The 18,078-nt window shown below is 68.6% G+C and carries 19 protein-coding genes; 13 read left to right on the top strand and 6 right to left on the bottom strand.

Annotation, left to right across the window (positions count from 1 at the left end):
* Nucleotides 1–15: 15 nt before the first annotated feature.
* Nucleotides 16–2,463: a penicillin-binding protein gene (locus tag AB4Z55_RS25515; RefSeq protein WP_004022077.1), complete on the bottom strand. Its 2,448-nt coding sequence runs from the start codon at nt 2,461–2,463 to the stop codon at nt 16–18.
* A gap of 312 nt (nt 2,464–2,775) precedes the next feature.
* On the opposite strand from AB4Z55_RS25515, the gene AB4Z55_RS25510 reads away from it, so the two are divergent.
* The gene (locus AB4Z55_RS25510; RefSeq protein ID WP_369520902.1) at nt 2,776–3,084 is read left to right on the top strand and encodes a WhiB family transcriptional regulator; all 309 of its coding nucleotides are present in this window, start codon (nt 2,776–2,778) and stop codon (nt 3,082–3,084) included.
* An 18-nt stretch (nt 3,085–3,102) separates the two neighbouring features.
* Here AB4Z55_RS25510 and AB4Z55_RS25505 read toward each other — a convergent pair whose 3' ends face one another.
* Both AB4Z55_RS25505 and AB4Z55_RS25500 read right to left on the bottom strand, forming a co-directional pair.
* Nucleotides 3,103–4,197 carry an ArsA family ATPase gene (locus AB4Z55_RS25505; protein ID WP_004022079.1) on the bottom strand — a complete coding sequence of 365 codons (1,095 nt, stop codon included), beginning with the start codon at nt 4,195–4,197 and terminating at the stop codon, nt 3,103–3,105.
* On the bottom strand, nt 4,197–5,294 hold the full coding sequence (locus AB4Z55_RS25500) for an ArsA-related P-loop ATPase (protein ID WP_004022080.1): 1,098 nt from the start codon (nt 5,292–5,294) through the stop codon (nt 4,197–4,199). The genes AB4Z55_RS25505 and AB4Z55_RS25500 overlap by 1 nt, the downstream gene beginning before the upstream one ends.
* A 43-nt stretch (nt 5,295–5,337) precedes the next feature.
* On the opposite strand from AB4Z55_RS25500, the gene AB4Z55_RS25495 reads away from it, so the two are divergent.
* The 8 genes from AB4Z55_RS25495 to AB4Z55_RS25460 all read left to right on the top strand — a co-directional run bounded on the left by AB4Z55_RS25495 (nt 5,338) and on the right by AB4Z55_RS25460 (nt 12,064).
* A complete protein-coding gene (locus AB4Z55_RS25495) occupies nt 5,338–5,502 on the top strand; it encodes a DUF4177 domain-containing protein (protein ID WP_004022081.1) in 165 nt (54 codons plus the stop codon).
* Between the two features lie 2 nt (nt 5,503–5,504).
* Complete coding sequence (locus AB4Z55_RS25490) at nt 5,505–5,978, top strand: RidA family protein (protein ID WP_101821005.1); 474 nt, start codon at nt 5,505–5,507, stop codon at nt 5,976–5,978.
* Nucleotides 5,979–5,986: 8 nt separating this feature from the next.
* Nucleotides 5,987–6,748 (top strand): TSUP family transporter, encoded by a 762-nt coding sequence (locus tag AB4Z55_RS25485; RefSeq protein WP_239401954.1) that lies wholly within the window; start codon nt 5,987–5,989, stop codon nt 6,746–6,748.
* A 112-nt stretch (nt 6,749–6,860) separates the two neighbouring features.
* Entirely contained in the window at nt 6,861–8,435 is a 1,575-nt protein-coding gene (locus tag AB4Z55_RS25480) for an MFS transporter (RefSeq protein ID WP_354561412.1), read from the top strand.
* On the top strand, nt 8,432–9,667 hold the full coding sequence (locus AB4Z55_RS25475) for an MFS transporter (RefSeq protein ID WP_239401950.1): 1,236 nt from the start codon (nt 8,432–8,434) through the stop codon (nt 9,665–9,667). The genes AB4Z55_RS25480 and AB4Z55_RS25475 overlap by 4 nt, the downstream gene beginning before the upstream one ends.
* A 40-nt stretch (nt 9,668–9,707) precedes the next feature.
* Nucleotides 9,708–9,944: a hypothetical protein gene (locus tag AB4Z55_RS25470; protein ID WP_354561411.1), complete on the top strand. Its 237-nt coding sequence runs from the start codon at nt 9,708–9,710 to the stop codon at nt 9,942–9,944.
* 77 nt (nt 9,945–10,021) lie between these two features.
* On the top strand, nt 10,022–11,164 hold the full coding sequence (locus AB4Z55_RS25465) for a flotillin family protein (protein ID WP_239401948.1): 1,143 nt from the start codon (nt 10,022–10,024) through the stop codon (nt 11,162–11,164).
* A 78-nt stretch (nt 11,165–11,242) separates the two neighbouring features.
* Nucleotides 11,243–12,064, top strand: a complete 822-nt coding sequence (locus AB4Z55_RS25460) for an MBL fold metallo-hydrolase (RefSeq protein ID WP_239401946.1) — start codon at nt 11,243–11,245, stop codon at nt 12,062–12,064.
* A gap of 139 nt (nt 12,065–12,203) precedes the next feature.
* Here the strand turns inward: AB4Z55_RS25460 and AB4Z55_RS25455 are convergent, their stop codons facing one another.
* Together AB4Z55_RS25455 and AB4Z55_RS25450 are read right to left on the bottom strand one after the other, a co-directional pair.
* Entirely contained in the window at nt 12,204–12,878 is a 675-nt protein-coding gene (locus tag AB4Z55_RS25455) for a Crp/Fnr family transcriptional regulator (protein ID WP_004022089.1), read from the bottom strand.
* A gap of 181 nt (nt 12,879–13,059) precedes the next feature.
* On the bottom strand, nt 13,060–13,323 hold the full coding sequence (locus AB4Z55_RS25450) for a hypothetical protein (RefSeq protein WP_004022090.1): 264 nt from the start codon (nt 13,321–13,323) through the stop codon (nt 13,060–13,062).
* Nucleotides 13,324–13,656: 333 nt separating this feature from the next.
* Here AB4Z55_RS25450 and nth point away from each other — a divergent pair, with 333 nt between their 5' ends.
* Genes nth through AB4Z55_RS25430 form a run of 4 tightly spaced genes read left to right on the top strand, consistent with a single transcriptional unit; the run spans nt 13,657 to nt 17,097 of the window.
* Nucleotides 13,657–14,346, top strand: a complete 690-nt coding sequence (gene nth / locus AB4Z55_RS25445) for an endonuclease III (RefSeq protein ID WP_231895996.1) — start codon at nt 13,657–13,659, stop codon at nt 14,344–14,346.
* Entirely contained in the window at nt 14,343–15,074 is a 732-nt protein-coding gene (locus AB4Z55_RS25440; RefSeq protein ID WP_369520901.1) for a TlpA family protein disulfide reductase, read from the top strand. Before nth ends, AB4Z55_RS25440 begins: the two co-directional genes overlap by 4 nt.
* Entirely contained in the window at nt 15,071–15,907 is an 837-nt protein-coding gene (locus tag AB4Z55_RS25435) for a CoA pyrophosphatase (protein WP_369520900.1), read from the top strand. The genes AB4Z55_RS25440 and AB4Z55_RS25435 overlap by 4 nt, the downstream gene beginning before the upstream one ends.
* Nucleotides 15,904–17,097, top strand: coding sequence for a MarP family serine protease (locus AB4Z55_RS25430; protein ID WP_004022095.1), 1,194 nt, complete (start codon nt 15,904–15,906; stop codon nt 17,095–17,097). The genes AB4Z55_RS25435 and AB4Z55_RS25430 overlap by 4 nt, the downstream gene beginning before the upstream one ends.
* Here the strand turns inward: AB4Z55_RS25430 and AB4Z55_RS25425 are convergent.
* Nucleotides 17,012–18,076: an alpha/beta fold hydrolase gene (locus tag AB4Z55_RS25425; RefSeq protein WP_004022096.1), complete on the bottom strand. Its 1,065-nt coding sequence runs from the start codon at nt 18,074–18,076 to the stop codon at nt 17,012–17,014. The two genes, AB4Z55_RS25430 and AB4Z55_RS25425, sit on opposite strands and share 86 nt — an antisense overlap.
* Nucleotides 18,077–18,078 lie beyond the last annotated feature (2 nt).

The raw sequence follows: 18,078 nt of genomic DNA, 5'->3' as shown, positions 1-18,078 counted from the left end.
ACCGTCCGATCGCGATCAGCCCGGGAGCTGGATCACCACCGGACCGACGCCGGGCACGACGACCGTCGTCTCGGTGGGACCGCCGTCGTCGCCACCGGCACGGCGGCCGTTGCTGACGTAGATCGTCACGGTGCTGCCGGGCATGGCCGAGTCGGACGGTGCGGTGAAGACCACGGTGCCCTGCGGACGTCCGCTGTCGACGTCGAGTTCGCTGACCTTGAATCCGGCGCCCTGCAAACGGGACGTGGCCTCGCTCGCGGGGAGACCGCTGACCTGCGGGATGCGCCCTCGATCGCTCCCGTTCCAGTACTCCCGATCGACCGGGGGCAGGTTGACGGGACCGAACTTCGTGGCCACCGGCCGGACGGCCTGGAACCACGTCCGGGCCGGTTCCATGCCGCCATAGAGATCGCCGTCGTAGCAGGACCGCAGCGGGCTGCTGCACACGCCCTGCGGGTTGGGGCCGTCGCTGTAGACGTAGGCGGCACCGGCGATCTGGTTGGTGAAGCCCACGAAGGCCGACGAGCGGTGCGCCTCGGTGGTACCGGTCTTGCCCGACATCGGCAGGGTCCAGCCCGCCGAGCCGGCCGCACCGGCCGCGGTACCGCCGCCCACGTCGTCCTTGCTCATCGCGTTGGCGAGGGTGTGTGCAAGTCCCTCGTCCACGACCTGCTCACACGGGGGAGGGGTGAACGGGACCGCGGTCAGGGCGCGCTGGCCGTCCGGTCCGATGACCGGGTTGCCGTACTGGTCCCGCTTGATCCGGCTGATGGCCTTGATCGGGTTCGGCGGGCACCACGTGCCGCCCGACGCGATGGTCGCGGCGACATTGGCGAGTTCGAGACCGTTGAGCGGCAGGGGGCCGAGGGTGAAGGAGCCGAAGTTCCCGTCCTTGACGTACTGGGCCATGCTCTTCTCGCCGTAACCCGACGATCCGGGGATGGTGTACGAGCGCAGGCCCAGGCGAACGGCCATGTCGACCGCGGGCTTGACGCCGACCTGCTGGAGCAGCTTCACGAACGCGGTGTTCGGCGACTGCGCCAGGGCGTTGGTCACCGACATCGAGGCCGGATACCGGCCGTCGTTCTTGACGCAGTAGGCGTTGACGGGACATCCGTTGGCCCCACCGCTGTTGCCCATGCCCTCCACGGCGATGGAGCCGGGGACGGGGATGTTGGATCCCGCGCCGAGACCCTTCTCCATCGCGGCGGCGACGGTGAAGATCTTGAACACCGAGCCGGCGCCGTCGCCGACCATCGAGAACGGCTGGGGTTGCATCGTCTCGCCGGCGCCGAGGTCGAGGCCGTAATCGCGGCTCGACGCCATCGACAGCACGTCGTGCGACTTCTTGCCGGGGCGCAGCGTGCTCATCACGTCGGCGACACCGTCGGCGGTCGGGCTGGCCTGTGCCTTGACCGCGCGCACGGTGGAACGCTGGACCTCGGGGTCGAGCGTGGTCTGGATGATGTAGCCGCCGCGCAGGACCGAGTTGCGGGACATGCCGTTCTCGGCCAGGAACTGCAGGGCGTAGTCGCAGAAGAAGCCGTTGTTGTCCGCCGCGATGCATCCCTGCGTCGGGGTCTGCGGACGCGGCAGCACGCCGAGCGGCTTCTCCTTGGCCGCGATCAGCTCGTCACGCCGTTCCGGGAAGTTCTCGATCATCGTGTCCAGCACGACGTTCCGGCGGGCGAGGGAGGCCTCGGGGTTGGAGTACGGGTTCAGCGCGGAGCTGGACTGGACCATGCCGGCGAGCAGCGCGGCCTGCTCGACCCTGAGGTCCTTGGCGGGGATGCCGAAGTAGGTCTGCGCGGCGGCCTCGATGCCGTAGGCGTTGTTGCCGAACGGCACCACGTTCAGGTACCGGGTGACGATCTGCTTCTTCGCCTCCTGCTTGGCAGCGGCGTCGTCGAGTCCCTTGTCGCGCTTGGCCTGATCGATGAGGGTCTGCTCGAGGGTCAGCGCCATCCGCACCTCGCGGAGCTTGCGCGCGGGCGTGGTCTCCACCGCGGCCTGGCGATCGGCCTCGGTCCGGGCGAGCACGAGGAGCTGGTAGTTCTTGATGTACTGCTGATCGAGGGTCGACGCACCCTGCTGGACCTCGCCCGACGACGAGTTCTTCAGAGCGGCACGGATGGTGCCCTTCCAGTCGACGCCGTCGTGTTCGAGGAACCGTCGGTCCTCGACCGAGATGATCGCGCGGATCATGTCGGGCGAGATGTCGTTGTAGCCCACCTGATAGCGGTACTGGTCGAACAGCACCGCGATCGGCTTCCCGTCGACATCGGTCATCGTGGTGACCTCTGGCAACGTGCCGTTGAGGAGTTCGGAGGACACGTTCTCGACCGCGGCCGCCGCTCGGTTGGAGACGACCCCGATTCCGCTGGCCACGGGATAGAGCAGACCGGCGACGAGAACTCCGGCCAGCAGGCTCGCCCACGCCAGCGACCACAGTTTCTTCGACATCACCCCGACAGGATACGTGCGTTCCTCCCGAACACCTCCCTGCACTCGCCCGCGGCGACGGCGACGACCGGCTCGACCGGCGTTCCCGGGGCGGCGGGGTGCGTCCGCGCGACAGGGTGATCGCGGACCGTCCGAACAGATGAGTTTGCACGGTTGTCCCACTTTGTTGCTTCCAGGGGTTGCGCCCCCCAGCACAGATCCCTAGATTGAGTGCAGAATGTGACTCACTTAACAGTTCGCTGCAAATGTGGCTTGAGCAGCGAGGTTGAGACGTTCTCGCAGCTACGCAGATACGACAGGTAGGGGTGGCGGATGGCGACAGCGGCAGTTTCCAACGAAGAGGATCGCTTGGCGTGGGTTGCTCAGGCGCGGTGTAGAGCGGGAGACCCCGACGATCTGTTCGTGCGAGGCGCGGCCCAGCGCAAAGCCGCCACGATCTGCCGCCACTGCCCGGTGCAGCTCGAATGCGGCGCCGACGCGCTCGACAACCGTGTCGAGTTCGGCGTGTGGGGCGGATTGACCGAACGCCAGCGCCGTGCACTCCTCCGCCAGCACCCCGAGGTCACATCCTGGTCGGCGTTCTTCGCCGCGCAGCGTCGGCGCCACCGCGACGCGGTCTGAACTCAGGGGGAGCAGTGATCAGCCGCGGCCGGTGATCTGCTCGGCCACCGCTCGCAGCGCGGTCACGTCCGCGACCTCGAACGGCAGCGCCGGCACCCCGACGATCGGTACCCGCGGATGCGACGCCGTGAATCGTTGCAGCAGATGGAGTTCGCGTTTCCCGGTGGCCGCCCGATCGGCGTGAATCCGGAGGACTCCCCGGGTGAGGTCGTCGGTCACCGAGTCGAGGGCGACCAACGCGGCCTCCTCGTGGATCGACGTCAGGTTCGGATGGGTCCGGTTGAGGATCAACCCGGCGAGCGGCATCGACTCCTCGGACAGGCGGTCGACGAAGAACGCGGCCTCCCGCAGGGCGTCGGCCTCCGCGGCGGCGACGACCGCGAACTGGGTGCCCGGCTGCTTGAGCAGGGCGTAGGTCTTCGCGGCACGGTCCTGGAAGCCGCCGAACATCGAGTCCAGCGACTGCACGAACATCGCGACGTCGCGGAGCATGTCGCCGCCGATGATCGTCGCGACACCGCGCATGGCCAGGCTCATCGCGCCGGTGACCATGCGGCCGACCCCGCGGCCGCCGCCGACCAGCACCTTCATCAGGCGGCCGGAGAGAAACGAACCCAGTCGCTGTGGCGCGTCGAGGAAGTCGAGCGCGTTCCGCGACGGCGGGGTGTCGACGACGATCAGATCCCAGTGGTCCTGTTCCAGCAGCTTGCCGAGCTTCTCCATCGCCATGTACTCCTGCGTGCCGGAGAACGACGAGGCCACGGTCTGATAGAAGGCGTTCTCCATGATCGCCTCGGCCCGCTCGGGGGAGGAGTACTCGAGCACCATCTCGTCGAAGGTGCGTCGCATGTCGAGCATCATCGCGTCGAGCGTGCCCTTGCCGTCGATCGCCACCGGTTGCGGATCGTTGGTGAGTTCGGACATCCCGAGGGACTGGGCCAGACGCTTGGCCGGGTCGATCGTCAGCACCGCCACGGTCCGGCCCTGCTCGGCGGCGTACATGGCCATCGCGGCCGCGGTGGTCGTCTTGCCGACTCCGCCCGCGCCACAACAGATCACGACGCGCGTCGACGGATCGGTGAGCACCGAGCCCATCTTGAGGTCGAGTGGCATCACGCACCCGCTTTCTGGAGGAGGTTGGCCAGCTCGTAGATGGATCCCAGGTCGACGCCGTCGCCGAGGGACGGGAGTTCGAGCGTCGGCAATTCGACCTCGTCGAGCTGCGCCTTGGCGATCTGCTGCGCCTGCAGCCGGGTCGCGTGCTCGATGGTCTCGGTGAGCAGGCCGGCCAGATCCCCGTCGGCGAGCTTGAGTCCGGCCGCGGTCAGGCTGTCCTCCACTCGCCCCGCGTCGATCCGGCCCTCGGCGATCTCGTCGATCACGTCGGCGGGCAGATGGGGCGCGCTCACGCGGTTGATGACGAGGCTGCCCAGAGTGAGGTTCTTGCCCCGGAGCTCGTCGATGGCCTCGATGGTCTCCTGGATCGGCATGGCCTCGAGGAGCGTCACGAGGTGGATGATCGTCTCCTCCGAATGCAGGAGCCGGACCACGCCTTCGCTCTGGTTGCGGATCGGGCCGGTCTTGGCGAGATCGGCCATCGCCTGCGTGACGTCGAGGAAATTCCCGATGCGTCCGGTCGGCGGGGCATCCACGACCACCGCGTCGTACACACGGTTGCCCTGCTTGTCGGTGTGGATGATCCGCTCTTTGATCTTGCCGGTGAGCAACACGTCGCGAAGGCCGGGAGCGACGGTCGTGACGAAGTCGATGGCACCGATCCGCTTCATCGCGCGGCCGGCGAAGCCGAGGTTGTAGAACATGTCGAGGTACTCGAGCAGGGCATGCTCGATGTCGATGGCCAGCGCGGACACCTCGCCGCCGCCCTCGGCCGTCGCGATGCGGGTGTCGGTCGGCGGCAACGGCGGGATGTCGAAGACCTGCGCGATGCCCTGGCGTCCCTCGGTCTCGACGAGGAGGACCTTCTTGCCGTCGGCGGCCAGCGCCAGCGCCAGCGCGGCCGCGACCGTGGTCTTGCCGGTGCCGCCTTTGCCGGACACGAAGTGCAGGCGGGCGCGGGCGGCGGCCGCAGGCCACTCGTTCCCACCCGCGACGGACGAAGCGTCTGTCGCACCGCTGCCGGAAGCGTCGTCTGTCACGCCGGAATCGAGCGACTCACCCGACCCGGATCGCGAGCCCTGTTCATTGGCCACGGCAACACCTTATCCATTCACCGTCGCCAGATAGGGTGAGTCCATGAGTGAAGTGACCGCGTGGGAATACGTGACCGTGCCGCTGCTGACGCACGCCACGAAGCAGATCCTCGATCAGTGGGGCGCCGATGGCTGGGAACTGGTTTCGGTTCTGCCCGGTCCGACCGGCGAGCAGCACGTCGCGTACCTGAAGCGACCGAAGGGCTGACCATGGCGACCACGTGGACCGATCGTCTCGTCGAGCTGGGCATCGAGCTCCCGTCCGTGGTGCCGCCGGTGGCGAGCTACACCCCGGCGGTGCGCACCGGCAACCTCGTCTACACCTCGGGTCAGCTGCCCGTCGTCGACGGCGAGCTGTCGGCGCGCGGCAAGGTCCACGAGGGCGCCGAGGGCATCGTTCAACCGGAGGATGCGACTGCGGCAGCCCGGGTCTGCGCGCTCAACGCACTGGCGGCGATCGACGCGCTGGTCGGGATCGACTCGATCGTGCGGGTGATCAAGGTCGTCGGGTTCGTCGCGTCCGCCCCCGGTTTCACCGGTCAGCCCGGCGTGATCAACGGAGCCTCGGATGTCCTCGGCGAGATCTTCGGTGACGCCGGGGTGCACGCCCGCTCTGCCGTCGGTGTCGCCGAACTGCCGCTCGGTGCGTGCGTCGAGGTGGAACTGATCGTCGAAGTGGCCTGACGTCCGCCTTGGACGTCGCACTCCTGATCGCCGCGGCCGCCGCGGCGGGCTGGGTCGACGCCGTGGTCGGCGGCGGTGGACTCGTCCTGATCCCGGCGATGTTGATCGTTCAACCGGGGTTGCCCACCGCGACGGCCCTGGGGACCAACAAACTCGCCGCGGTGTTCGGCACCGCGTCGGCGGCATGGCGCTACACGCGTCATGTCCGGGTCGATCTTCGTCGGCTGATCCCGGTTTTCGTCGCGGCGCTGTTCTTCTCGGCGCTCGGTGCAACGGTGGCCGTGGCCCTGCCCACCGAGATCTTCACGCCGATCGTGCTGGTGATGCTGGTGTGCGTCGGACTGTTCGTCGCGCTCAACCCGGGCTTCGGCGGTGACGCGTCGGCGGGCCCGCGCTCGCGCGTGTCGACGATCGCCGGTCTCGTGGTGGCCGGCGTCGTCGTCGCCTTCTACGACGGGGTGATGGGACCGGGGACCGGCACGTTCCTGATCATCAGCCTGACCGCGCTGGTCGGTACCAGCTTTCTGGAGAGCTCGGCGATGGCGAAGGTCGTCAACACCGGCACCAACCTCGGTGCGCTCACGGTATTCGGCCTGCAGGGAAATGTCCTGTGGCTGTTGGGGTTGGGGTTGGCCGTCGCCAACGTCATCGGCGCCCAGATCGGATCCCACATGGCGATCGGACGGGGTAGTTCGTTCGTGCGGTGGGTCCTGCTGGCCATCGTCGTGGTGATGGTGGGGAAGCTCGGGTACGACCTCATCGCGGGGTGAACGCCGCCGGGCGTCGCAACAGGCGGGTGGAACGGCTCCGGCCGATCTATGCTCTCCTCGTCGAGCCCGCGGCGGACGGGCCGTGACGCGGCTGTCGTGGAGGCGGTGCACCATGGGCGATTCGGCGACTTCGGAAACCGCGGCTCCGCTGTCGGGCAAGCAGCGGGTGCTCGCGCTGCTGCTCGCGATGGCGATGTTCGTTCTGGTCGTGGACACCTCGTTCATGAACGTGTCGATCTCGGCGGTGGTTCGCGATCTCGACACGACCGTGAGTGGGGTGCAGTCGGCGATCGCCCTGGAGGCACTGGTGTCCGCGGCGTTCATCCTGATCGGCGGCAAGGTCGGCGATCTGATCGGCCGGCGGCGGGCGTACGTCATCGGATTGCTGGCCTACGCCGTCGGCGCATCCGCCATGGCCCTCGCGCAGGGACTCACGACGATCATCGTCTTCTGGGCGATCATCGGTGGGATCGGGGCGTCGCTCCTCCTTCCCGCGATGCAGTCGCTGGTACACGGCAATTTCCAGGGCGACGATCAGAAGCGGGTGTACGCCCTCGTGGGCGCCGCGGCGGCGATCGCGGCCGCGGTCGGCCCGCTGTTGGGCGGATTCATCACGACGTACCTCTCGTGGCGCCTGGCCTTCGTCGCCGAAGTCGTCATCATCGCAATCGTGTTGTGTGGAATCGGTTTGGTCCGCGATGTCGCGTACACCGGGCCGCGCGGAGTCGACCCGATCGGAGCGCTGCTGTCGGTGCTGGGGATGGGCGGGATCGTCTTGGGGATCCTCGTCTGGCAGGAGGGCGGTGAGGCGGTTGGCATCCTGCTCGTGGTCGGAGCCGCGGGTCTGGTCGGCCTCACCTGGTGGTTGATTCGCCGGCGCCGCGCCGGCCGACCCACTCTCCTGGACCCGGATCTGTTCCGCTCGAGGCCGTTTCGTCTGGGCGTCAGCCAGCAGCTACTCCAGCAGATCGCACTCGGCGGCATCATGATCTCGCTGCCGATCTATCTCCAGATGGTCCTCGAGTACGACGCCATGGAAGCCGGGCTGTCACTGGCACCCTTGTCGCTCAGCATGTTCGTGGTCGCGTTGCTCGCCGGGCGGCGGACGCACACCCGGCCCCCGTCGACGATCGTGCTCGCCGGTTTCGGGCTGCTCACGCTCGGTGTCGCCGTCCTCCTCCCGATCGTGCCGCGGGCGGATTTCGGTTGGGGTCTGATCGTGCCGCTGATCGTGGCGGGTGCCGGTCTGGGACTGCTCGTCTCGCAGCTGAACGACTACACGCTTGGGCCGATCAGCGACGAACGCGTGAGCGAGGCCGCCGGGACGAACTCTGCGGCCGGGTCATTCGGATTGTCCTTCGGTCTGGCGGGCGCAGGCGCGATCTTGCTGGCGTCGCTCGCCTTCGGATTCGTCCGCGAGGCGGAGTCCAGTGCGGTCCTGGCACCCGCGGAACAGCAACAGGTGGCTCGAGTACTCGACGACGACGCGCAGGTGATGAGCAACACGCAGCTGACCGAGTTGCTGGCCGGTCAGCCCGCGGACGTTCGCGACGAGATCATCCGCATCAACACCGAGGTGCGACCGGTCGCGCTCCAGGTGGCACTCGTGATCCCGTTGGCCGCGGGCGTGCTCGGCACGGTCAACGCGCTGCGGATGAGAAGCGGGGCGGGTCGGCGGCGATCATGAGTTCGCTTGTCGCCCTGCAACGGCGAACCGTCGTGCTGCTCTGTGTGGCCCAGGTCCTGGGCGGGTTGTCGATGGGTGGGGCGCTGGCGCTCGGCGCGATCCTCGGTGAGGAACTGTCGGGGACGGACTCGCTGGCCGGTCTGCCGACCACTGTGGTCACTCTCGGTGCGGCTGCCGCGGGCCTCCCGCTGGCGTCCCTGGCAGCCGGGCGCGGTCGTCGTCCCGCGTTGACCACCGGTCTGCTGATCGCCGGATTCGGGACCCTGACCGTGGCGGTGGCGGTCGACCACGGTTGGTTCGTGCTGATGCTCATCGGCATGGCCGGACTGGGGTCGGGCAGTGCGGTGAGTCTGCAGGCGCGGTTCGCCGCGACCGATCTGTCGTCGCCGGGAACACGGGGGCGCGATCTCTCACTCGTGGTGTGGACGACGATGGTCGGCGCGGTGATCGGACCCGCGGTCGTCCCGCTCGGTGCGACCGTCGCGGGGTGGTTCGCGATGACCGAGCTGTCGGGTCCGTTCCTCGTCGGCGCCGCGGGGTGTTTCGGCGCCGCCGCCGTGCTCTTCGTCGGGTTGCGTCCCGACCCCCTCGTCGTGGCGATCGGCGCGACCGGTGGATCGCGTGCCAGAGTGTCGCTGGCCGAGGGGTTCTCGGCGATCGTGCACACACCGCCGGCCCGCGCGGCGATGGCTGCGGTGGTGTCGGCGCATGCGGTCATGGTCGGGGTCATGGCGCTGACGCCGGTCCACATGCATCACGGCGGCGCCTCGGTGACCCTGGTCGGTCTGTCGATCAGCGCGCACATCGCCGGGATGTACGCGCTCGCACCGGTGATGGGACTGCTCTCGGACCGGGCGGGGCGAGTCCCGGTCATCCTCGGCGGTCAGGCGGTACTCGTCGTCAGTTGCGTCGTCGGCTTCGTCTTCGCGGAGTCGCAGACCGGCCTCGTCGTGGCCCTGGTCCTGCTCGGCATCGGATGGTCGGCGTCTACGGTCGCAGCGTCGACGTTGCTCACCGACAGTGTGGACACCGCACGACGTGCACCGGCGCAGGGCGTTTCGGATACCTCGATGAGTCTCGCCGGAGCGGCCGCGGGCGCGCTCGCCGGGATCGTCGTCGGTGCCTTCGGATACCCGGCGCTGGTTCTCGGTGCCGCGGTGATCGCGGTGGTGACCGCGGCCTACGTCGTGCTCGACGGTGTCCGCGACCGGCGTCGGACCGTGATGGCCTAGGGTTCGACACACTGCTCGGGAACACAGGGGAGGCCGTCGGATGACAGCGTCGCATCTCGTCGGGCGTACCGGAACGGTGACGATGTCGATACCGGGCGGTGAGGTTCTCGGGGAGATCGAGTTGCCGTTGGCAGGCGGAACCGAGAGGTTCCTGGCACGCGCCGTCGAACCGATCGGGTTCGACGCGCCCGTACTGGTGATCGCCGAACGGCCCGGCCGAATCGTCGACGTCGAACCGTGGATGCCGGTCCCGGGCACGGCGGACCGAACCATGTGAACAACCGATCGTCGAAACGTCCCGGATGAGGCAGGATCTGACGTCGACACCTACCGCCTGCCTCTCGAGGAGAGACCATGCTCGGCTACTACGTTCCCGAACCCGACGAGGCGATGCTGATCTCCGGCGCCAAATCCGAGGCCGACAACGCGCCGTTCGTCGTGGTGGTGGGGCACGGCAAATGGGTCATGCCCTTCTTCCGGAAGGTCCGTTTCCTGTCGATGGCATTGCACGAGGCGACGATTCGCGAGGTGTGCGTGACGACGCAGGGCATCCAGCTGAACGTGCGGGCGGTCATCGCCCACAAGGTCGGCAACGACGTGGCGTCGATCGTGAATGCCGGACAACGGTTCATCTCCGAGCAGGAGAACGAGATGAACCAGCTGACCGGACAGATCTTCTCGGGCCATCTGCGGTCCATCGTGGGCTCGATGACCGTCGAACAGATCATCCGCGAACGCGACACCCTGGCCCGTCAGGTGCTCGATGCCTCGAAGCGCGAGATGGGATCGATCGGCCTGGTCGTCGACTCGTTCCAGATCCAGTCGATCGACGACATGGACTCCGGTTACATCAATGCGCTGGCCGCTCCCAACATCGCCAAGGTGCAGCGCGAGGCCGCCGTCGAACGGGCTCGCGCAGACCAGGAGTCGGCCAAGGCGCAGCAGGAGTCGCTGCGCAATCAGGCCGATTACGAGCGGGAGACGGCGATCAAGCGGGCCGCGATCAAGGCCGAGACCGACAAGGCCAATGCCGAAGCCGCCCAGGCCGGTCCACTCGCGCAAGCCCGCGTCAACCAGGAGGTCATCCGTGAACAGTCCGTGCTCGCGCAGGCGCAGGCCGAACTCCGTGAGCAGGAACTGATCTCGGAGGTCGTGAAACCGGCCGAGGCCGAGGCGCTGCGCCGCCAGATCATCGCCGAGGCGGAGGCCAAGGCGGTCGAGATCCAGTCGGCGGCCGCCGCGCAGCACAATCGGATCGCCCTCGACCAGCAGCTCATCGAGGCCCTGCCCACGCTCGTCGGCGAGGTCGCCAAGGGGCTCAGCACCGCGAATCTCACCGTGTACAACGGCGCCGAAGGGGTCAACGAGATCATGACCGGTGTGATCACCCAGGGTGCCGCGCTCCTGCGGAGTCTGCAGGATCAGGTGGCGCCGACGTTGGTCGACGGATCCGCCGACGAGCATCACGTGAACGGCACCCAGGTCCGCGAGAACTGATCGGGCCGTTCGGCTCGGCGTGGTCGGATCGTCGGGCTTCGCCCGGCCGTCCGGGCCGAGTCGATAGGCTCGGAGACCATGAGCTCACCGAATGACGCCGCACCGACGCACCCGGCCTACGGGGTGCTTCGCGAAGTGACCCCCTTCGCGTCGGTCTTGCTGTGCGACAACTCCGGGATGATGGAACTCGATGGTACGAACACCTATGTGCTCCGTGCGCCCGGAAGCGACGAGTGCGTGGTCGTCGACCCGGGGCCGCCGAAGTACAAGCACCATGCCCGACGCCTCGCCGAGCTGCCCGGGGTCTCGCTGGTGCTGGTGACCCACCGGCACTTCGATCACACCGGCGGGGTGTCGCGTCTGCACAAGCGCACCGGTGCTCCGGTGCGCGCTCGTCTCGAGAAGTACTGTCGCGGCGGGACACCGCTGCGCGACCGTGAGGTGATCGAGGCCGCGGGCCTGCGGATCACGGTGTTGTCCACGCCCGGGCACACGGGTGACTCCGTCAGCTTCCTCGTCGAACACGAGGGGCAGCGCGCGGTCCTGACCGGCGACACGATCCTCGGGAGTGGCACGACCGTGCTCGATCCCGCCGACGGTGGGCTGCGCGATTACCTGAACTCGCTGAACCGCCTCATCGTCGACGGGGAGGGGGCGGCGCTGCTCCCGGCGCACGGTCCGGACCATCCCGACCTCGGACCCGTCGCGCGGTACTACAAAGCCCATCGCGAGGAGCGGATCGACCAGATCGTCGCCGCCCTCGACACGATGGGGGTCTCGGCCCGGGACGCGAAGCCGATGAAGGTGGTGCGCAAGGTGTACGCCGACGTCGACAAGAAGCTGTGGCCCGCCGCCCGGATGTCGGTGAAAGCACAGCTGGAGTACCTGCGCGAGGCCTGACCACGACGAAGGCCGCCGGCTCGTGGAGCCGGCGGCCTTCTGTTCGTGTCGGTGTGCCTCGCTGTTTGTTCCCTGAGGAGCGAGCGCGGCGCCCTACATCTGCTCCCTGAGGAGCGAGCGTAGCGAGCGTCTCGAAGGGTCAGCGCGCGCGGCGCGCGAGACGCTCGGAGTCGGCGATGAGGACGCTCTTGCCCTCGAGGCGCAGCCATCCGCGCTGGGCGAAGTCGGCGAGCGCCTTGTTGACGGTCTCGCGCGACGCCCCGACGAGCTGGGCGATCTCTTCCTGGGTCAGGTCGTGGGTGACGCGCAGGGCGCCGCCCTCCTGGGTTCCGAAGCGCTGTGCGAGCTGCAGGAGCTGCTTGGCGACGCGACCGGGGACATCGGTGAAGATGAGGTCGGCGAGGTTGTTGTTGGTGCGGCGCAAGCGGCGTGCCAGGACGCGCAGCAGCTGCTCGGCGATCTCCGGGCGGTCCTTGATCCACGCCTTGAGCGCGTCGCGGTCCATCGACACCGCACGCACCTCGGTGACGGTCGTCGCGGACGAGGTACGCGGGCCGGGGTCGAAGATGGAGAGCTCGCCGAACATGTCGGACGGTCCCATGATCGTCAGCAGGTTCTCGCGTCCGTCAGGGGAGCGGCGGCCGACCTTCACCTTGCCGGACATGATGATGTAGAGCCGATCCCCGGGCTCGCCTTCGTGGAAGATCACATGTCCGCGAGGGAAGTCGACGGGCTGAAGCTGCTTGGTCAGCGCCGCGACGGCGGAGGGCTCGACGCCCTGGAATATGCCCGCCCGCGCCAGTACTTCTTCCACCTAGGGAACCTTTCTCGAATCTTTGCTACAGCCACGCGTCAGATCGCGCCCTTGGATACGCTACCCCGCGCACAAGCATATGTGTTGGATGGGTCACTGAAAGCTCATTGCGCGTGTGTCCCGTCGTCGAGGTGTCGACGTGGCGTCCGGTGCGAGGTGGAGGCGGACTCGCGGTGACCGATCAGCTGGCCCGCTGCGGCGACGCGGCGTGGTCGGCGACGGCCGATTCGTGACGCGTGACGCGTCGGTCGCGGAGCTCGTCGAGTGCGGCTGGCATCCCCTCGCGGGCGAGGGTCTGGACGTTCTGGGCGTCGGCCGAGTCGAGGAAGTCCTCGACCTCGTCGCGGGAGACCGCCGTGCGGTCGATCCGGGACTGGACCTTGTCCATGCCCATGGCGAAGAGCATGAGTACAGCCGGGAACAGCAGCGCCGCGAGACCGTGCATGGGGACCAGTAAACACAATGGACCCGCCGGAATCCCCATCCGGAGTGCCGCCGTCACTGACTTGTTACCTGACCGTAGGTTGTGGGTGAGCTGATCCCCGCGACCGGCCGGAGGACTTCGCGCAGGGCGGAAAACCCGCGTTGAACTGCGCAAACGGTGGGCATTCCGACGTGGTGCCGGCAGGCCGGGGTGTGCTTGGAGCCGCTGGAATCGGGATTGCCGCTGCACATCGCTAACCTGAATCAGGTGAGCGCACGCAAGACCGCTGCCACGGGCCCGGCCCCGGCACGTAAGCAGGAGACCCATCTCGGATTGGTCCGGCGCGCGCGACGGATGAACCGCACCCTGAAGGTCGCCTTCCCGCACGTGTACTGCGAGCTCGACTTCACCGATCCGCTGGAGCTCTCGGTGGCGACGATCCTGTCTGCACAGTGCACCGATGTCCGCGTGAACCAGACCACCCCGGCGTTGTTCGCGAAGTACCGGACGGCCGCGGACTATGCCGGTGCCGACCGCACCGAGCTCGAGGAGATGATCCGCCCGACCGGGTTCTACCGGAACAAGGCGAACTCGATCATGGGACTCGGCCAGGCCCTCGTCGAGCGGTTCGACGGGGAGGTGCCGAACAACCTGAAGGACCTGGTGTCGTTGCCCGGATTCGGGAGGAAGACCGCGAACGTGGTGCTGGGCAATGCCTTCGGCGTTCCCGGGATCACTGTCGACACCCACTTCGGCCGCCTGGTCCGACGCTGGCAGTGGACCGAGGAGACCGATCCGGTGAAGGTCGAGCACGCCATCGGCGAGCTGATCGAACGGCGCGAGTGGACCGACCTGTCACACCGGATCATCTTCCACGGCCGCCGGGTGTGTCATGCGCGCAAGCCGGCCTGCGGCGTGTGCATCCTCGCCAAGGACTGCCCGTCGGTGGGGACCGGTCCGATGGACAAGGCCGACGCCGCCGCTCTGGTGAAGGGGCCGGAGACCGAGCATCTCCTCGCGCTGGCCGGGATCGCCGCCCCGTGAACGACACCACGGACACAGACCAGAGCGCAGGGACCGAAGCGGGTCCGTCGTCGCGGGATTCGCGTTTTCCCCCTGTCGCGCGGTGGACCGTCGTCTTCGTGATCGTGATGATCGCCCTGATCGTCGCGATCTGGCCGCGCGGGGACGATCCGGCGCCGATGACCGGCACGCCGTCGTCGGCGAGTGGAACCCGCCCGATCGACGCCCCGGTCGACGAGTCGCGGGTGGCGGAGGCGCGCCAAGCCGCCGCACTGCCTGAGTGCCCGGTCACGGGTCTGCCGGAGTCACCCGATTCCGTCCTCGAGGGTGTCGTCGAGCCCTGTCTGGGCACCGGCGCGCCGTACGACCTCGGTGCGTCGACTGCGGGCCGCCCGCTGGTGATCAACGTGTGGGCGCAGTGGTGCGGTCCGTGCAAGACCGAGTTGCCCTACTTCGAAGAGTTCGCCGCGCGCGCCGGGGACCGGGTCACCGTGCTGGCCTTGCACGCCAAGGAGGGCGGTAGCAATCCGTTCTTCCCGCTGACGCTGCTCACCGAGATCGGAGTCCGTTTGCCGTCCGTGCTCGACCTCGACGGGAAGGTCGCCGCGGCCATCGGCGCGCCGCGGGTGTTCCCGTCGACCGTCTTCCTCAGGCCCGACGGCACGGTGGCCGAGGTCTATCCCGGTGTCTTCGACAGCCCGGAGGAGATCGCCGACTCGGTGGCCGAGCACCTGGGCGTGCGGATATGAGCGGGCGGCCGCGCGCGGACGCGGGTCCGCTGGTCCCGCGTGCGGAGATCCCACCCTGGCTACGAGCTCTCACCGAGGATGTCACCGCTGTCACCAGGAGTGTCGACAATCGTGGCGGCGACCGGTCGCGGTGGGCGTCGATGCTGCCGACGAAGTCGCGGTCGGCGGCGGTCCTGATCCTGTTCTCCGGGTCGTGGGAGTCGGCCGACGACCATCCCGGCGGTGTGCCCGCCGACGCCGAGGTCCTGCTGACCGAGCGTGCGCCGACGCTGCGCCAACACAGCGGGCAGGTCGCGTTCCCCGGCGGTGCGGCCGATCCGGGCGACGACTTCCCGGTGGGCACCGCGTTGCGTGAGGCCGCCGAGGAGACCGGCCTCGATGCCTCCGGGGTCAGCATCCTCGCGACCCTCCCCAGCTTTCCGGTCGGGGTCTCGGGGTTCGACGTCGTCCCGGTGATCGGCTATTGGCACCGTCCGAGCGAAGTGCGCGTCGTCGACGAGGGCGAGACCGCGCGGGTGGACCGCATCAACCTGCGCGAGTTGCTCGACCCGGACAACCGATTCCAGGTCCGTCGCAAGGCGGTCGGCATCGTCTACAAGGGTCCGGCCTTCTTCGTCGACCGGCTGCTCGTGTGGGGCTTCACCGGTGGGCTCGTCGCCGCCATCAGCGAGGTGTCCGGCTGGGACCGCCCCTGGGACAAGGACGACGTGCGTTCGCTGGAGAAGATGATCGAACTCGCCGGCAGCCGTCAGGAATCCGGTTTCGCCGAACTCCACCCGGACGACCGCGACGTCGTCGATGCCCGCAACGCCGAGTCGGGTGGTCCCCGGTGACCGGCTCGACCTGGGTCGACATCATCGTGATCGGCATCGCGCTGCTCGCCGCGGCCAGCGGGTACCGATCGGGTGCGGTCGCATCCGCCCTGGCGTTCATCGGTGTCGCGCTCGGCGCCGTGGCCGGTCTGCTGCTCGCGCCGCGCCTGATCGAACGGTTCGACGACCTGCAGGTGCGGGTGCTCGCCGGAATCCTGGTGCTCGTCGTACTCGTCGTCGTCGGCGAGGTCGCGGGCATGGTTCTGGGCCGCGCGGCTCGCGGTGGTATCCGGTCGCCCGGGCTGCGTGCCGTCGACAGTGGTGTCGGCTCGCTCCTGCAGGTGGTCGCCGTGCTGCTGGCCGCAGGCCTGCTGGCCATCCCGTTGCGGGAGTCGGCGGACCCGGCGATCGCGGGGGCGGTGCGTGACTCCAAGGTGCTGACCGGCGTCGACGCGGTGTCGCCGCAGTGGGTCGACGACCTGCCCGACGACTTCAAGGCGCTCCTGGACAGTTCGGGGCTCCCGAAGCTCCCGTTCGTCAGCACCCCGTCGACGAATGTCGACCCGCCGGACCAGGCGCTGGCCGAACTGCCGGTGGTGACGCAGGCACGTCCCAGCGTCGTGAAGATCGAGGGCGTCGCGCCGAGCTGCCGGCAGGCGCTCGAGGGGAGCGGGTTCGTCGTGTCGCCCGAGCGGGTCATGACCAACGCGCACGTGGTCGCGGGTACCGAGCGGCTCGAGGTGCAGACCTCGACCGGGGCGCAGCTCCCGGCGCGCGTGGTGCTCTTCGACAGCGAGAACGACATCGCGGTGCTCGACGTCCCGGGTCTGCGTGCGCCTGCCCTGCGGTTCGCCTCACGGCCCGCGTCGACCGGGGACGACGCGATCGCGCTCGGTTTCCCCGAGGCCGGACCCTTCTACGTGAGTCCGCTGCGGGTTCGCGCGGTGTTCGCCCACACCGGCGACGACATCTACCGCACCGGGCAGGTGACCCGTGAGGTCTATGCCGTGCGTGGTCTGATCCGGCAGGGCAATTCGGGTGGACCGCTGCTCAACTCGGACGGCGAGGTGCTCGGCGTGGTGTTCGGGGCGGCCGAGAACGCGGCCGACGAGACCGGTTTCGTGCTCACCGCCCGTCAGGTTCGCTCCGACTTCGACGAATCCGAGCGGCGAAGCGAGCGGGTGAGTACACAGCGCTGCGTCCTCGCCTGACCTTCCGCGCCGATCGGCGCGTGCCGTCCGCGGTGGGTTCGGGCTCGTGGCGCAGGAACTCGATGATGTGCCCGGTCACCGCGGCCGGCTGTTCCTGGTGGACGAAGTGACCGCTGCCCTCGACCTGCCGGTACAGCTGGTGTGCAGCCCACCGGTGGCTGTCGGCCATCGCGTCGTCGAGGATGTAGGGGTCGTCGCGGCCGCGGAGGGCGAGCACCGGCAGGTGCAGTCGCTGATCCATGAGTTCCATGAAGCGGGCGCCGTCGGGCCGGAATTGCGAACGGAACGCCCAGCGCCGGTACTCCAGGCTGCAGTGCGCGACGTTGGGGATCAGCATGGCCGAACGATTGAGCTCGACGGTGTGCCCGTAGTCGGGCTCGGCCCGCCAGGGAGCCGACGACCGTTCCGCGAAGTAGTCGGCGACGAAGGCGGCGTCGTCGCGGGTGACCTGACGTTCGCCGAGACGCGGGATCTGATTGCGCAGGAACAGCGGCAGGAACCGGGACCGCTGGGCCTTGTCGCGCAGTACTCGTCGGCGCAGGGCGCGCGGATGGGGGGACGCGATGACGACGATCCGGTCGACGACCCGTGGGTGGAGGGTCGCGGTCGCCCAACAGACCAGTCCGCCGTCGGAATGCCCGATGAGGGTGGCGCGCGAGTGCCCGAGTGCGCGGACGAGGCCGTTGGTGTCGCCGGCCAGGGTCCAGCCGTCGTAGCCGCGCGGCGGCTTGTCGGTGTCGCCGTAGCCGCGCAGGTCGACGGCGACGGCGCGGAATCCGGCGTCGGTGAGTGCGGTCAGTTGATGCCGCCAACTCCACCAGAACTCGCCGAAGCCGTGCAGTAACAACACCAGTGGACGGTCTCCTGCAGGGACGCCCGCGGGCTGGACGGCGTGGAACCGGACTCCGTTGGCGCGGACGTCGAAGTGCTCCCAGTCGCCCGGGAGACGAACGCTCGAGGGGTCGGGCTCCTCGCTCACGG

This window comes from Gordonia sp. ABKF26, assembly GCF_041103195.1.
Taxonomy (GTDB): domain Bacteria; phylum Actinomycetota; class Actinomycetes; order Mycobacteriales; family Mycobacteriaceae; genus Gordonia; species Gordonia terrae.
The sequence above is the reverse complement of the archived record's forward strand: the minus strand, read 5'-3'. Positions and strand labels throughout refer to the sequence as shown.

Excerpts from the sequence above, each read along its gene's own strand:
- AB4Z55_RS25515 (WP_004022077.1), bottom strand. The coding sequence starts at position 2,463 with ATGTCGAAGAAACTGTGGTCGCTGGCGTGGGCGAGCCTGCTGGCCGGA.
- AB4Z55_RS25510 (WP_369520902.1), top strand. The coding sequence starts at position 2,776 with ATGGCGACAGCGGCAGTTTCCAACGAAGAGGATCGCTTGGCGTGGGTT.
- AB4Z55_RS25505 (WP_004022079.1), bottom strand. The coding sequence starts at position 4,197 with ATGCCACTCGACCTCAAGATGGGCTCGGTGCTCACCGATCCGTCGACG.
- AB4Z55_RS25495 (WP_004022081.1), top strand. The coding sequence starts at position 5,338 with ATGAGTGAAGTGACCGCGTGGGAATACGTGACCGTGCCGCTGCTGACG.
- AB4Z55_RS25490 (WP_101821005.1), top strand. The coding sequence starts at position 5,505 with ATGGCGACCACGTGGACCGATCGTCTCGTCGAGCTGGGCATCGAGCTC.
- AB4Z55_RS25480 (WP_354561412.1), top strand. The coding sequence starts at position 6,861 with ATGGGCGATTCGGCGACTTCGGAAACCGCGGCTCCGCTGTCGGGCAAG.
- AB4Z55_RS25475 (WP_239401950.1), top strand. The coding sequence starts at position 8,432 with ATGAGTTCGCTTGTCGCCCTGCAACGGCGAACCGTCGTGCTGCTCTGT.
- AB4Z55_RS25470 (WP_354561411.1), top strand. The coding sequence starts at position 9,708 with ATGACAGCGTCGCATCTCGTCGGGCGTACCGGAACGGTGACGATGTCG.
- AB4Z55_RS25465 (WP_239401948.1), top strand. The coding sequence starts at position 10,022 with ATGCTCGGCTACTACGTTCCCGAACCCGACGAGGCGATGCTGATCTCC.
- AB4Z55_RS25460 (WP_239401946.1), top strand. The coding sequence starts at position 11,243 with ATGAGCTCACCGAATGACGCCGCACCGACGCACCCGGCCTACGGGGTG.
- AB4Z55_RS25450 (WP_004022090.1), bottom strand. The coding sequence starts at position 13,323 with ATGCACGGTCTCGCGGCGCTGCTGTTCCCGGCTGTACTCATGCTCTTC.
- nth (WP_231895996.1), top strand. The coding sequence starts at position 13,657 with ATGAACCGCACCCTGAAGGTCGCCTTCCCGCACGTGTACTGCGAGCTC.
- AB4Z55_RS25435 (WP_369520900.1), top strand. The coding sequence starts at position 15,071 with ATGAGCGGGCGGCCGCGCGCGGACGCGGGTCCGCTGGTCCCGCGTGCG.